Source organism: Streptomyces sp. NPDC028907 (assembly GCF_055564995.1).
Genome location: NZ_JBVHVE010000028.1, coordinates 1 through 12,766 on the forward strand (window position 1 = coordinate 1; position 12,766 = coordinate 12,766).

At 70.5% G+C, this 12,766-nt stretch carries 12 protein-coding genes and 2 pseudogenes; 7 read left to right on the top strand and 7 right to left on the bottom strand.

Annotated features, from left to right (window positions below):
- Positions 1–417, top strand: a pseudogene (locus ACZ4UU_RS43800) (serine hydroxymethyltransferase); the annotation flags it as partial.
- A gap of 85 nt (positions 418–502) precedes the next feature.
- Positions 503–1,870: an L-serine ammonia-lyase gene (locus ACZ4UU_RS43805; RefSeq protein WP_471909038.1), complete on the top strand. Its 1,368-nt coding sequence runs from the start codon at positions 503–505 to the stop codon at positions 1,868–1,870.
- 61 nt (positions 1,871–1,931) lie between these two features.
- Here ACZ4UU_RS43805 and ACZ4UU_RS43810 read toward each other — a convergent pair whose 3' ends face one another.
- Together ACZ4UU_RS43810 and ACZ4UU_RS43815 are read right to left on the bottom strand one after the other, a co-directional pair.
- A complete protein-coding gene (locus ACZ4UU_RS43810) occupies positions 1,932–3,059 on the bottom strand; it encodes a tetratricopeptide repeat protein (protein WP_471909039.1) in 1,128 nt (375 codons plus the stop codon).
- 47 nt (positions 3,060–3,106) lie between these two features.
- The gene (locus tag ACZ4UU_RS43815; protein WP_471909040.1) at positions 3,107–5,986 is read right to left on the bottom strand and encodes a CHAT domain-containing protein; all 2,880 of its coding nucleotides are present in this window, start codon (positions 5,984–5,986) and stop codon (positions 3,107–3,109) included.
- A gap of 21 nt (positions 5,987–6,007) precedes the next feature.
- On the opposite strand from ACZ4UU_RS43815, the gene ACZ4UU_RS43820 reads away from it, so the two are divergent.
- From ACZ4UU_RS43820 to ACZ4UU_RS43835, 4 genes are all read left to right on the top strand, one after another.
- The gene (locus ACZ4UU_RS43820) at positions 6,008–6,376 is read left to right on the top strand and encodes a hypothetical protein (protein WP_471909041.1); all 369 of its coding nucleotides are present in this window, start codon (positions 6,008–6,010) and stop codon (positions 6,374–6,376) included.
- Entirely contained in the window at positions 6,373–7,263 is an 891-nt protein-coding gene (locus ACZ4UU_RS43825) for a hypothetical protein (protein ID WP_471909042.1), read from the top strand. Before ACZ4UU_RS43820 ends, ACZ4UU_RS43825 begins: the two co-directional genes overlap by 4 nt.
- A complete protein-coding gene (locus ACZ4UU_RS43830; protein WP_471909043.1) occupies positions 7,260–7,790 on the top strand; it encodes a hypothetical protein in 531 nt (176 codons plus the stop codon). The genes ACZ4UU_RS43825 and ACZ4UU_RS43830 overlap by 4 nt, the downstream gene beginning before the upstream one ends.
- Positions 7,791–7,932: 142 nt before the next feature.
- Entirely contained in the window at positions 7,933–8,490 is a 558-nt protein-coding gene (locus ACZ4UU_RS43835; RefSeq protein ID WP_471909044.1) for a glycoside hydrolase family 25 protein, read from the top strand.
- A gap of 96 nt (positions 8,491–8,586) precedes the next feature.
- Here ACZ4UU_RS43835 and ACZ4UU_RS43840 read toward each other — a convergent pair.
- From ACZ4UU_RS43840 to ACZ4UU_RS43850, 3 genes and pseudogenes are all read right to left on the bottom strand, one after another.
- Positions 8,587–8,814: pseudogene (locus tag ACZ4UU_RS43840) on the bottom strand (endonuclease domain-containing protein); the annotation flags it as partial.
- 54 nt (positions 8,815–8,868) lie between these two features.
- Positions 8,869–9,087, bottom strand: coding sequence for an EF-hand domain-containing protein (locus ACZ4UU_RS43845; RefSeq protein WP_393510438.1), 219 nt, complete (start codon positions 9,085–9,087; stop codon positions 8,869–8,871).
- 58 nt (positions 9,088–9,145) lie between these two features.
- Positions 9,146–10,060 (bottom strand): MerR family transcriptional regulator, encoded by a 915-nt coding sequence (locus ACZ4UU_RS43850; protein ID WP_471909045.1) that lies wholly within the window; start codon positions 10,058–10,060, stop codon positions 9,146–9,148.
- A gap of 60 nt (positions 10,061–10,120) precedes the next feature.
- Here ACZ4UU_RS43850 and ACZ4UU_RS43855 point away from each other — a divergent pair, with 60 nt between their 5' ends.
- Positions 10,121–10,792, top strand: a complete 672-nt coding sequence (locus ACZ4UU_RS43855) for a GNAT family N-acetyltransferase (protein WP_471909067.1) — start codon at positions 10,121–10,123, stop codon at positions 10,790–10,792.
- Here ACZ4UU_RS43855 and ACZ4UU_RS43860 read toward each other — a convergent pair.
- Together ACZ4UU_RS43860 and ACZ4UU_RS43865 are read right to left on the bottom strand one after the other, a co-directional pair.
- Positions 10,746–11,387, bottom strand: a complete 642-nt coding sequence (locus ACZ4UU_RS43860; RefSeq protein WP_471909046.1) for an ADP-ribosyltransferase — start codon at positions 11,385–11,387, stop codon at positions 10,746–10,748. The genes ACZ4UU_RS43855 and ACZ4UU_RS43860 overlap by 47 nt on opposite strands.
- Before the next feature lie 107 nt (positions 11,388–11,494).
- Complete coding sequence (locus ACZ4UU_RS43865) at positions 11,495–12,676, bottom strand: YncE family protein (RefSeq protein WP_471909047.1); 1,182 nt, start codon at positions 12,674–12,676, stop codon at positions 11,495–11,497.
- Between the last annotated feature and the right edge of the window lie 90 nt (positions 12,677–12,766).

A 12,766-nucleotide genomic window follows, 5' to 3' on the forward strand; every position in this document is an offset into this window, starting at 1 on the left:
GAGCGCCAGCGCCGTACGGTCGAGGGTGCCCGGATCCTCGCCGAGCGGCTGACCGCCGCCGACGCCCGTGCGGCCGGCGTGAACGTGCTCTCCGGCGGCACGGACGTGCACCTGATCCTGGTCGACCTGCGGGAGTCCGAGCTGGACGGGCAGCAGGCCGAGGACCGGCTCCACGAGGTCGGCATCACGGTCAACCGCAACGCCGTCCCCGACGACCCGCGCCCGCCGATGGTGACCTCGGGCCTGCGCATCGGCACGCCCGCCCTGGCCACCCGAGGCTTCACGGCCGAGGACTTCACCGAGGTCGCGGACGTCATCGCCGAGACGCTGAAGCCGTCGTACGACACGGACGCCCTGAAGGCCCGCGTGAAGGCGCTGGCCGACAAGCACCCCCTGTACCCCGGTCTGAACAAGTAGTCCCTTTTTGTGGGGTGTCCCGCACACTCGTAGGTGAGCGGGACACCCCACGCCCCTGTTCCACCCCGTATTGAGGAGTCCCACCGTGGCCATCTCGGTCTTCGACCTGTTCTCGATCGGCATCGGCCCGTCCAGCTCCCACACGGTCGGCCCGATGCGCGCGGCACGCATGTTCGCCCGCCGACTGCGCAACGAGGATCTGCTGGACTCCGTCGCCGCCGTACGCGCCGAGCTGTACGGCTCCCTGGGCGCCACCGGCCATGGCCACGGCACCCCGAAGGCGGTGCTGCTCGGCCTGGAGGGCGCCTCGCCGCGCACGGTGGACGTGGAGGGGGCGGACGAGCGGGTCGAGGCGATCAAGCAGGCGGGTCTGCTGCGGCTGCTCGGCGAGCGCGAGATCCCGTTCTCCTTCGACGACGACCTGGTCCTGCACCGCCGTAAAGCACTTCCGTACCACGCCAACGGCATGACGATATGGGCGTTCGACGCGTCCGGGGCGGAACTGCTGTCGAAGACCTACTACTCCGTCGGCGGCGGCTTCGTCGTCGACGAGGACGCGGTCGGCGAGGACCGCATCAAGCTCGACGACACGGTCCTGAAGTACCCGTTCCGCACGGGTGACGAGCTGCTGCGCCTGACGCAGGAGACCGGCCTGTCGATCTCCTCGCTGATGCTGGAGAACGAGCGGGCCTGGCGCACCGAGGAGGAGATCCGGGCCGGCCTGCTGGAGATATGGCGGGTCATGCGGGAGTGCGTGTCGCGCGGCATGTCCCGCGAGGGCATCCTGCCGGGCGGCCTGAAGGTCCGCCGCCGGGCCGCGAACACGGCCCGCAAGCTGCGCTCCGAGGGCGACCCCAAGGCGCTCGCCATGGAGTGGATCACGCTGTACGCGATGGCCGTGAACGAGGAGAACGCGGCGGGCGGCCGGGTGGTCACCGCCCCGACGAACGGTGCCGCCGGCATCATCCCGGCGGTCCTGCACTACTACATCAACTTCGTGCCCGGCGCCGACGAGGACGGCGTGGTCCGCTTCCTGCTCGCCGCCGGCGCCATCGGCATGCTGTTCAAGGAGAACGCCTCCATCTCCGGCGCCGAGGTCGGCTGCCAGGGCGAGGTCGGCTCGGCCTGCTCGATGGCGGCGGGCGCGCTCGCGGAGGTGCTTGGCGGCTCCCCGGAGCAGGTCGAGAACGCCGCCGAGATCGGCATGGAACACAACCTCGGCCTCACCTGCGACCCGGTCGGCGGCCTCGTCCAGATCCCGTGCATCGAACGCAACGGCATGGCCGCGGTGAAGGCGGTCACGGCGGCGCGGATGGCCATGCGGGGGGACGGCTCGCACAAGGTGTCCCTGGACAAGGTCATCAAGACGATGAAGGACACCGGGGCGGACATGTCGGTGAAGTACAAGGAGACGGCCCGGGGCGGGCTGGCTGTGAACATCATCGAGTGCTGAGGGAACCGGCCTGACCTGCGGGTACGTGTCATTGAGGCCGCGGGTGCCCGGGCGCCGCTGATCATCCGCTCAATTGCGCGAGGACATCGGTGAGTTCGCGCACACGGGGGTGGTTCGGGCCGTGTGTGCTCCGGTAGCCCTCGATCGCGTCGCGCAGCAACGGCACCGCCTCCGCGGTGCGCCCCTGGTTGGCCTTCGTCGCCGCCAGGGAGACCTGTACCCCGAGGGTGTCGGCGTGCCGTGGCCCGTAGACCCGCCGGAATCCCTCGAGTGCTTCGGTGAGCCGTGTCTCGGCCTCGGTCACACGGCCGAGCGAGCTGAGCACGGCGGCGTAGTTGCGCCGGGCGTTCCAGGTGTGCTGATGGTCGTCGCCCTGCCACCGCGACCGGGCGTCGACCAGGTTGCCGTACATCGTGAGTGCCTCGGCGTGTTTGCCCTGGTAGGTGAGGATGGCGGCGAGGTTGTGCTGCGCGGCCAGGGTCACTTCGGTCATGCCGTCGGCGTCGGCGTCGGCGTCGGCGTCGGCGTCGGCGTCGGCCAGTATCGACCGGTACATCTGCTCCGCCTCGGCGAGCCGGGCAGGTGAACCACGCAACGTTCCCGCCAGGGTGTTTCTGCTGCTCAACGTGTCCGGATGGGCCGCGCCGAGGGTGCGGGTGCGACGGAAGACCGTGTCCCGCATCAGCCCTTCCGCCTCCTCCCTGCGGCCGAGGTCGGTCAGGACCTGCGCCAGGTTCGACGCGATCCGCAACGTCTGCTCGTCGTCCTGGCCGCGCAACCGTTCCCAGCCGGACAGCGCCTCGCGCAGCCGCTCCTCGGCGAGGGCGAGGTGGCCGCCGTCCTGCAGCAGCCTGGTGAGGTCGTTCAACGCCGGCAGCCTGTTCTCCTGGTCGTCCGCTCGGGCGGCGACCAGCCACTCCAGCAGTTCGACGGCCTCGTCCCGTCGTCCGGGGAGTGCGCCCAACGTGACCGCGTACACGTGCAGGGCATGCAGCGTCTCGGGGTGGTTCAGGCCGAGTTCCTCGCGCTTGCGCTCGAATTCGAGACCGTGGGCGAACTCGGCGGTCACCGAGAGCGCGACCTCGATCAGGGGCAGCTCGCCCCGCCGCTCGGTCACGCTGATCTCGGCGCTGCCGAAGTCACCGACGTAGTGGTCGGTGGTCTTCCGCTTCCTTCTCCAGAACGCCATGTCTCCCCCTGTCTCCGTCACAGCCTGTCGTGGGTGGATCCGGCCGGTCACCGACCGGAGTGGAGATGCGCGGCCCACAGTGTCGGGCTCCTGCTGAAACGCTCGCGGCAGCGGCGCACCGCGTGGTGCAGCGCGACCGCGACGTCCTCGCCCTCACCGAGGCCCTCATACAGGTCCACGGCGACCCTGCGGGCGACGAGGTCGTTGACCTGCCACAGTGTGCCGACGACCGCTGGGTAGCCCGCGAGCTGGAACGCCGACACCAGGTGCAGGCTCTCGTCCGGGATCCGGTGGGTGCCGAGGGACGTCTCGCATGCCGACAGCACCGCGAGCCGGACACCGGACAGGTCGAGCGCGGACACGTCCAGCACCGTGAGCGGCCCGTCGTGCAGCAGCAGGTGACCGGCCGACGGATCGTCGGGATCGCTCGCCGCGTGGCACGCGAAGTGCGCGGACGCGTGGGACATCAGTGCGGCGCGGACCGAGTCGGCCGTCGCCTCCGCGCCGTCCAGCCTCGTGGCCGGGGTCAGCGCCGCGATCCTGCTCGCTTCCCGCTCCACACCGCGCAGCGCCCGCGCACCGGATGCTTCCGCGACCGCCACGATCACCAGATCTCCGCCAGCCCGGACGTGCTGTGCCCTGGCATGCCGCAAGGCCCGCAACGTCGGTGTGTAGGACGACACCACCCGGTCGAGGACGGACGTGCCGTCCGGGAACCGGCCGGCCGCGTGGATCGGGAGCAGCGCCAGCTGTCCCACCGGCGACCACCACACCCTCGGCCAGCCGACCGACGGCGGGCCCGTGTGCCTGAGCCTCTTCAGCACGGGTTCGGTGATGAAATCCCACAGCCATCCGAGCACACCCGTGACGGTGGCCTGGGCACCGGCCTCGCCGGCACCGGGCCGGGTCGACGCGGCCAACGCGGCGCCGAACGCGTCCGCCTGGGCGGCCACGGAGTCCGGTGTCACGCCCGGCAACTCCACCACGGTGATGCCCGACGGCCGGACGATCAACGCATCACTGCGGAGTCCGCTCACGTTGATCAGCACCACGGGCCCGTCCACAGCGGACTCCAGCAGGTCGTCGAGCTCGGGTGGGGCGAGGAAGTCCGCGAACCCCGGCAACGCACGCGCTTCGTCGAGCAGGTGCCGCAACCGGACGTCCAGGTCGTGCCGCTCGTCCGCGGCGGCGCCCATGAGATGCCCGGACGGGGTCAACCGGGTGAACGCGGCGCCCAGTTGTTCGGCGAGTGCCGGCGCCACCGCGTGCAGGCGGGACAGGTCGCTGCGGCTTTGCAGCACTTGCCCGCCGAGCACGCCACGGCCGAGTTCGAGCAGCCGCACCGCGGTCTCCGGGTCGTTCGTCTGCAACGCGCCGGCGGCCGCGTCTGCGGCGAGGCCGTCGAGTTCCATCAGCGCCCGCTGCTGGTCGACGCGGGCAAGACGCCGCGGCGCCACGAGCGGCAGCAGGCCGACCGCGAACGCGTAGGCGTCCCGGGCCCGGTCCCACCGCCCGGCCTCGACCTCGGTGTGCGCCCAGGCCCGTGCGGCCTTGATCCGCCCCATCGGCTGCAGCGCCTCGGTCTCCGCCGCCTCACGGAAGGCGCGGCCCGCCGAGGCCAGGACCGCGGGATCCTGGGTGCGTTCGTACTGGGCGTACAGAACGCCGCCATGGTTGAGCTGGACCTCTCCGCGCTCCTTCGTGCCGGGAGCGCTCGCCCGGGCCGCGCTGCCCAGCGCCGTGACAGACCGGTGAAGCGCCTCCAGGTCGCCGCTGAACTCGTACTCGGACAACCAGACCCGGCCCAGATTGCCCAGCGCGACCGCGTGGATCCGTTCGCCGTACGGCACCGTCTCGACGACCTCGGTGTACGCGGCGACAGCCTGCCCCAGGTCGCGTTCCAGCCCCGTGTGCCGGAACCGTTCGTTGTGCAGCAGCCCCAGCAGCAGTGGGATCATGCCTGTCCGACCGCTCCCGCCGGGCGCTGACCGGCCGATCTCCACGGCCTGGTCCAGCACGTCGATCTCGCCGGTCTGTGCGACGAGGTCACACACGGCGATCAGGTAGTTCTCGCAGCGGTTCGCCCACAAGGGCCCATCCGGCCGGGTCGCCTCGAGCACCTCGCGCAGCAGGGCCACGCTCTCCCGTAACGCCGAGACATCACCGGTCCTTCTGCCGCGGTCGCGCAACGCGGCGGCGAGATCGACCTTGTGGTGCCGCAGTGCGTGTGAGGTGCTCGGAACGCGCGCCATCGCGTCCCGCAGGTGCCGGACGGCGGTCTCCCGCACGGACTCGTCACCCGTGAGTTCCGCGGACCGCTGCAGCACGTCGCCCAACTGGTTGAGCCGCAGCGCGTAGTGGGGATCGTCGGGGGGCGTCGCGAGAACGCTTTCCTCCAGGACGCGGGCCGCGTCGCGCAGTGCCGTGTGGTCGTGGGTCAGTTCGTGCCGGACGTACAGCGCCTTGCCCAGCACGTACCGCACGGCCGGTACTGGCGGCAGCCGTGACGCCGACTCGACGGCCTCGTCCACGTACGCGGGGTCGCGGGTGTGCTCGCCCAGCAGGATCAGCGTCTCGCTGCGCACCATCGCCGCCACGAGCCGGTTCTCCTCGTCCAGCAGCGGGATCGACTCGTCGCAGCCGGCCAGGGCCTCGTGCAGCACGGACAGGTCGCCGAAGCAGAGGAAGTGGTCGTGCAGCAGGTTGCTCAGGCCGACCAGCAAGGGGTACCTGACCGGGTGATCCGGCACGTAACCGATGGCGGTCCGCAACTGCGCGATCCCTTCCAGCAGGTCAGCCGTGTCCCCCGTGCGCCGGTAGCGGTCGCGCAACCCCATGGCCAGGTCGTTCATCGCGTTCAGCGAACCCTGCGCCGCCCGGGCCCGGTTGAGTTCGATCTCGCTGTCCAAGGGTGTCGGGCTGGTCACTCCGCAACTATCCTCACTGCGATGACCGCTGACCAACTGGCCGTGTTGTGCCAACGTCTGGCCGACGATACCGACCCGGTTCGGACCTCGCCAGCGGTCAGGGCGCTCGCCGAGTCGATCGTCCGCCGCGTGTGCGGCGGCGTGGCGCCCGGTGAACTCGCCGACGACTTCGACGAGTTGGAGGAGCGGCTGCTGAGGGCAGGGCACGCCGCGGGGCTGAGTCCGGTCCGTTCCTACGAACGGTTTCCCGGCGCGGGCGACGGACACCGCGTGCTCGAGGTGCTGGCATGTCCCGGCGGTGTCTGCACCCGGGTCGAGGCGCCGGGCGCGGAACCGCCGTTGTGCGTGGCGCAGCGGCAGCCGATGGTCCTCACGAGGCTGCGGTCATGACCCGGTTCCTCGAGGCGCTGGGGGGCAAGCTGGCCGAGCGGTGGATCGCCCTGCTGCTCGGACCGAGTGTGCTGTTGCTGAGCGTGGCCGCCGTCGGGGTGACGCTCCGGCACCGGCACTGGCACGACACCGGCCTGCTGCTCACCCGGCTCAATGAACTGTCGACCGAGCCCGCGTTGCACAACACCGGGACGCTCATCCTCCTTCTGACCGCACTGCTGGCCGCTTCGGCGGGCCTGGGCCTGGCCGCCACCGCGCTGGGGGTGGCGGTGGAACGGCTGTGGCTCGCCACCCGGCCCCGATGGCTCGCCGACCGGCGCCGGCGGCGGTGGGACGCCGCGCAAACGGCGTTCAACCACGCTCTGGTGGAAGCCGCCAGGGCCGAGGGCACCGCGGAAGCGGCGCCGGCCGCGGCACGGGCCCAGGAGCTCAACGCCCGGCGCAACGGGATCGGTATCACGGCGCCGACCCGCCCGTTCTGGCTCGGCGACCGTATCGCCGCCGTCGACACACGCGTCTGGAGGGCCTACGGGCTCGACATCGCCTCCGTGTGGCCACGTATCTGGCTCACGCTGGCCGAGGACGTGCGCGCCGAGATCGCCGCGTGCCGCGCCGGGCTCGCCGCCGCGGCCAGGCTGATGGTGTGGGCCGTCGGCTACCTCGCCGTGGGTGCCGTGTGGTGGCCCTCGGCGGTCGCCGGTGCCGTCACGGCCGCCACGGCGTGGCGGCGGGCGCGGATCGCGGGAGCGGCGTTCGCGGAACTCGCCGAGTCCGCTGTCGACCTGCACGGCCGGCAGCTCGCGGAAATCCTTGGCATCCCTTGCGAGGGTGCGCTCACCGAGGACGTGGGCGCCGAGATCACGACGTTGCTGAGGAAACAGACATGAGTTTGTTCCGTCGCAAGTCCGAGCCCACGCTGGCCGACGAGGCGGTGCTGGTGATCGACCAGTACGCGCTGCCCTACCGGTCACCGGACTGGTACGGCCATGCCGACTACCACGTGCGGGTCTTCCGGCCCGAGAACGCGCAGAAGCCGATCGTCGTCATGGGCGACCTGGCCAACGATCCCGTGGCCTCGATCACCAACAAGTGCCCGGAGGTCACCGCCATCGTGGCGGACCTGGTGCTCGGCCGGCCCGGTGTGCACCCCACCCGGTTCGAGGACCACGCCCGTTGGGTCACCTACTTCGCGGCCACGGACGGGTTCGGCGAGTCGTTCACCGAAGTGCACGGCTTCGACGTGGTGCCCGGCTACCGGCCGCCGCTCGTCAAGAACAGGCACCGACACCTTCGGCGCGAGGAGGCCGAGGACCTGGTCGGCGGAGCCCTCCGGGCGTGGCGGCGACGCGACTACACCGTCGCGAAGCTCCAGCGCCGCGGCGTCCGCGTGATGCGGGTGCACCCGGCCGGATAGTTGTCTCCGGTCCATCGCCCTCCCCCACACGACCGAATGTCGGCGATTCCCCGTCAGGTACGCGTCAGCCATGCCACGGTGGGGCATACACCCCACCCGGTCCAACTCCTCCCCCCTCACCAGCACTTCAGGGAGTTCCCCCATGATCCGTGGCATCGATGTCAGCGCGTACCAGTCCTCGTCCTACGACACCGACGGCATCTCCTTCGTCTTCATCAAGGCGACCGAGGGCCGCTCCTACATCAACCCCAAACTCGCCGCCCAGACCAAACGCGCACGCGACGCCGGCCTGGTCGTCGGCTTCTACCACTTCCTCTGGCCCGGCAACCTCTCCGCCCAGGCGGACTACTTCGTGAGCAAGGCCCCCGAGCGGGCCGGCGACATCCTCGCCGTCGACTGGGAGACGACGAGTTCGGGGACGCATGCGAGCAACGCGGAGAAGGATCTGTTCATCCGGAAGGTGAAGGAGAAGCGGCCGAACAATCCGGTGATTCTTTACGCCAACAGGCACTACTGGCTGACGGTCGACACGACGTCATACGCCGGCGACGGCCTCTGGATCGCCGACTACGTGACGGCAGGAAAGCCCCGCATCCAGGCGAAGTGGCGCTTCCACCAGTACACCGACAACCCGCTGGACAAGAACGTGGCGAACTTCGCGAGCAAGGCCGCGCTGCGGGAGTGGGCGGAGAACGCATGACGGTCGGTCACCCGACATAGCCAGTTTCGTCCTGAGCTGCTTGGCGGGCGGATCAGAGAGGTACGTGTTGAGCAGATCGAAGGTACGAAGCTCGGGCGGCAGAGCTTCGTACCAGCCCAGTGCACGGAAGTTGCAGCTGCTGCAGATCGGGCCCCGCACGCACTCACCGCTGCTCCGCCTACCCGGGCAACACGCATGGTCGTGGTCGATGTCCATGGCCCTGTGCGTCCTCACCGGCGACCAGGTCGGCAAGTGCTTCGACCTGCCGCTCGCCCCTGGAACGCCACGGCGGTCGCTGGACGGTGTCGGTCCGGCGCCGGACATGACGAAGGGGCGCCCGTCCGCCGCGCGGGCCGGCGGGCGCCCCTTTCGCACGGGTCACTTGTTCAGGTAGGCCCAGAACTCGTCGAACGACAGCAGCTTGTCGCCGTTGAGGTCGCGGCTCTTGATGATCGCCTCGGCGACCGCCTCGGTCACGTTCCAGTCGCCGCCCTGCGCGAGGGCGGACTTGAACTCGGCGGCGGTGATGGTGCCGTCACCGTCCGCATCGATGCGCTCGAACTGCTTGCGTGCTTCCTCGATGTCGATGTGCGCCACCGGTCCGCCCCTTTACTCACGTCTGTCGTGTTGTGCTGGCTTGCTGCCGAAGGTCAGATTAACCGCCCGTCCGCGCCTCCAGTGCGGCGACCACCCAGGCGAACTCGGCGCGGTGCGCGGCGGCGGGTCCCTGGCCCTTCACCGCGGCCAGCAGCTCGCGGTAGCGGGCGACCTCGTCGCTCACGCTCGACCGGAGGCGTTCGAGCACGGCGGCCGGGGCGGCGTCGCCGAGCAGGTCCCGCAGGATCCGCTCGGCCTCGGGCGACTTGGGTGCGATGCCCCGCGCCCGCGCCTCGGCTGCCAGGTGCACCAGCTTGCGGGAGAACCACATCGAAGCCCCGGCGGGCGCATCGGCCCCGCCGCCGGCCGCGTTGAACTCGGCCACCTTGCGCATCCGCGCCCGGAAGCGGGGATCCTGCAGCAGCTCGGCCAGCTCCACCCAGGCGTCCACCTGCTCGGACGTGGGCTCGTCCGGCAGGTCCACGGCCATCTCCCGCATCCGGTCGCGGATCACGGGGTCCGCGGTGTCCAGTCCGTGGAACATCTCGTCCACGAACTCCTCCAGGATCCGTCGCCGCTCGGCGGCCGACAGTCGCGCCAACTTGTTCATGAGCGTCATCTCCTCCGCGGTCGAGCCGCGTCGCGCCACGGTCGACAGCACCGCCCGGGTCACCTTCAGCGACCGGATCTGCGCGTCCAGCGCGGCCACATGCGCGGCCGCGACCGACGCCACGTCCTTCTCGCCGCTGACCACCTGCCGTACGTCGGCCAGGCCCAGGCCCAGTTCGCGCAGCGTGCGGATCAGCTCCAGGCGGGCGACGGACTCGGCGTCGTAGAGCCGATAGCCACCTGGGGAGCGGGTCACCGGGTGCAGGACGCCCTCGTCGGACCAGTAGCGGATGGTCCGGACGGTCAGGCCAGTGGTCCGGGCCAGCTCGCCGATGGTGAAAAGGGCGGTGCCGTCTTCGATCATGTCTGGGAGTGTGGGCCTTCCAGTGGGTGGAGACTCAAGGGCGCGGGGGTGGCGGCCGTGGTGGAGAGCTTGCGGGACATTCTGGACGCGGCGGCGCGGGGTGTCTTCCCGCCCGCGGACGGCCGGACGACCGTCGTCCCCCAGCCCTGCGAACGGACCGCGGGCGTCCTGTCCTTCACCGCGCACTCCGTCGTCGTCACCGACGAGGATCCGATGTGGGTGTACGAGACCCTGCGCGGCCTCGACTGCGACGCCCTGTCAGCGACGCTGAACCCGCTCTTCCTGGCGGCCCTGATGGAGCGCACGGGCCGTGCGGCGGAGACCGTCGACGCGGTCCTGGTAGGCGACCCGCTGCCGGGTGAGCCGCCGCTCGCGTCGGAGTTGAGGGAGATCGAGGACACCGGCCATCCCCGGATCGTCTACGCCCGTCGGCGGCGGGACGACGTGCGCGCGTGGGCGGCCGAGGGCGGCGTGCTCGTGACGGGGCGCGGGGTCGCCGGGCGGCTGGAGGTCTCCGTCGAGGTGGACGAGGACGTACGGCACCGGGGGCTTGGGCGGCGGCTGGCGAGCGCGGCCCGGCATCTCGTCACGGAGCCGCTGTGGGCGCAGGTCGCGCCGGGGAACGCCCGCAGTGTGCGGGCGTTCCAGGCGGCCGGCTACCGTCCGGTCGGCGCGGAGTTGCTGCTCAGTGCCAGGCCTCGAAGTGCGGGTTGCTCTGACAGCCGCTCATGATCTCGACCTTGGTCGTCTTGTTCACCGGGCAGACGCCGATGATGTACTTCCGGGCGATACCGCCGGGGAAGGCGACCTCAACCTGGTCGGCCCACTTGTGGGTGTCGCCGATGGTCTTGTTGACGTCGATGCCGCCGGGGGCGTCGATGTAGTAGTTCCAGCCCGATCGCCACCAGTTCTTGTACAGGTCGTGGTCGTACGTCGTGGAGACGTACGGGGAGGGCTGGTTGACCAGGACGTACTGCTCCAGGTCGTACTGGCCGCCCACGACGTCCTTGGGCTTGAAGCCCTCCTCGAAGACGATGTCCGGGCCGCGGCCGTCGGCCCGGTAGAGCGTGCCGCAGCTGGTGCGCCATGCCGGGTCGGGGGTGATGCGGTCGACCTCGACACGGCGGTCGACGGCCGCCTTGATCCGGTCGTCGAACTGGACGGGACAGGCCGCCGGGGCGGGAGCGGCGGCCGGGGCGGCTGCCCTGACGGCGGTCGCGGGAGCCGAGACGGGGGACGCTGGGGCCGTGGCGGCCGTCGTCGCGAAGACGGCCGAGAGGGACAGGACGGCGGCAGCGGCACGCCGCCGCAGGCGAGTTGTGATCATGGGGAGCACGATTCCGGGCCGGCGGGGATGCGGCCCGGATCCTCACCCGTACGGCGGCGTGTCCGCTGACCGCCGGTCAACGTGCACGGGGGGCAACTGGCCTTCCGCTACCGGAAGATGCCCGTGTGGCCCAGGGAGTAGCGGCCCGGCTGCGGGTACACGGCGAGGCCGTGCGGGCCGCTGCCGACCGGGATGCGGGCGAGCTGCTCGCCGGTGCGGGTGTCGATGGCGTACACCTCGGAGTCGTACCGTCCGGACAGCCACAGGACCTTGCCGTCGGCGGAGACCCCGCCCATGTCGGGGCTGCCGCCGTCGGGGAGGTGCCATTTCTTGGTGAGCTTGTTCTTGGTGAAGTCGAAGACGGAGACGCTGCCCTCGCCGCGGTTGGAGACGTACATCTCGCGGGAGTCGCGGCTGACGTAGAGGCCGTGGCAGCCCTTGCCGGTGGGCAGGAGGGTGGGCTCGTCGAACTTGTCGCCGTCCAGGACCCACATGCCGTGGGCCATCATGTCGGCGATGTAGAACCGTTTGCCGTCGGGCGAGACCTTGACGTCCTGCGGCATGGCGCCGTCGAAGGGGAGCCGTTGCTGACCGACGACCTTCATCTTCTGGGTGTCGACCTTCAGCAGTTCGCCGCTGAACTCGCAGGAGACGATGAAGTAGCGGCCGTCGAGGGAGAAGTCGGCGTGGTTGACGCCGTAGCAGGTGACGGGTTCGGTCTTGATCCGCTTCATGGTGTGCGGGTCGCGGAAGACGAGTTCGCGGTCGAGGGAGGCCATGACGATGGCGTACTTGCCGTGCGGCGTGAAGTAGAGGTTGTAGGGGTCGTGGACCTCGACCTCCTTGCCCGCCTTGCCGGTCTTCGGGTCGATGGGGGTGAGGGTGTGGCCGCGGTTGTTGTTGACCCAGAGGGTCTTCAGGTCCCAGGACGGGACGACGTGCTGGGGCTGGCGGCCGACCGGGATGGTCTCGATGATCTTGTACGTCTTCGGGTCGATGACGGAGACGGTGTCGGACTCGGTGTTGGGGACGTAGACGCGGGACGGGAAGTCCTTGACGACCGGGGAGAGCTTGTTGGGGCGGTCGGCGGCGTACACGTCCTTCGGATCGAGGACGGGGGGCATGCCGGGCAGGCCCCGGACGGTCTCCTTCTTCTCCGGGGCGGGGATGGCGGCCTGGGTGCCGTGGGGGTCGGTGGGGCGGGTCCGGTCCCGGGCGGGCTCGGTGCCGCAGGCGGCGAGTGCGACGAGGCCGACGCCGGCGAGGAGGGTGCGGTGCATGAGGTTCATCAGCAGGTCTTCCGGGGTGGGTGGGGGCGACAACTTCGACCATTTAATGAGCTTTACACCAGAAAATGTACGATTTGCCGGATAACCCGC

Bases quoted from the DNA above. Each gene is read 5' to 3' on its own strand.
- ACZ4UU_RS43850 (WP_471909045.1), bottom strand. From the start codon at position 10,060: ATGATCGAAGACGGCACCGCCCTTTTCACCATCGGCGAGCTGGCCCGG.
- ACZ4UU_RS43835 (WP_471909044.1), top strand. From the start codon at position 7,933: ATGATCCGTGGCATCGATGTCAGCGCGTACCAGTCCTCGTCCTACGAC.
- ACZ4UU_RS43820 (WP_471909041.1), top strand. From the start codon at position 6,008: ATGACCGCTGACCAACTGGCCGTGTTGTGCCAACGTCTGGCCGACGAT.
- ACZ4UU_RS43830 (WP_471909043.1), top strand. From the start codon at position 7,260: ATGAGTTTGTTCCGTCGCAAGTCCGAGCCCACGCTGGCCGACGAGGCG.
- ACZ4UU_RS43825 (WP_471909042.1), top strand. From the start codon at position 6,373: ATGACCCGGTTCCTCGAGGCGCTGGGGGGCAAGCTGGCCGAGCGGTGG.
- ACZ4UU_RS43865 (WP_471909047.1), bottom strand. From the start codon at position 12,676: ATGAACCTCATGCACCGCACCCTCCTCGCCGGCGTCGGCCTCGTCGCA.
- ACZ4UU_RS43810 (WP_471909039.1), bottom strand. From the start codon at position 3,059: ATGGCGTTCTGGAGAAGGAAGCGGAAGACCACCGACCACTACGTCGGT.
- ACZ4UU_RS43860 (WP_471909046.1), bottom strand. From the start codon at position 11,387: ATGATCACAACTCGCCTGCGGCGGCGTGCCGCTGCCGCCGTCCTGTCC.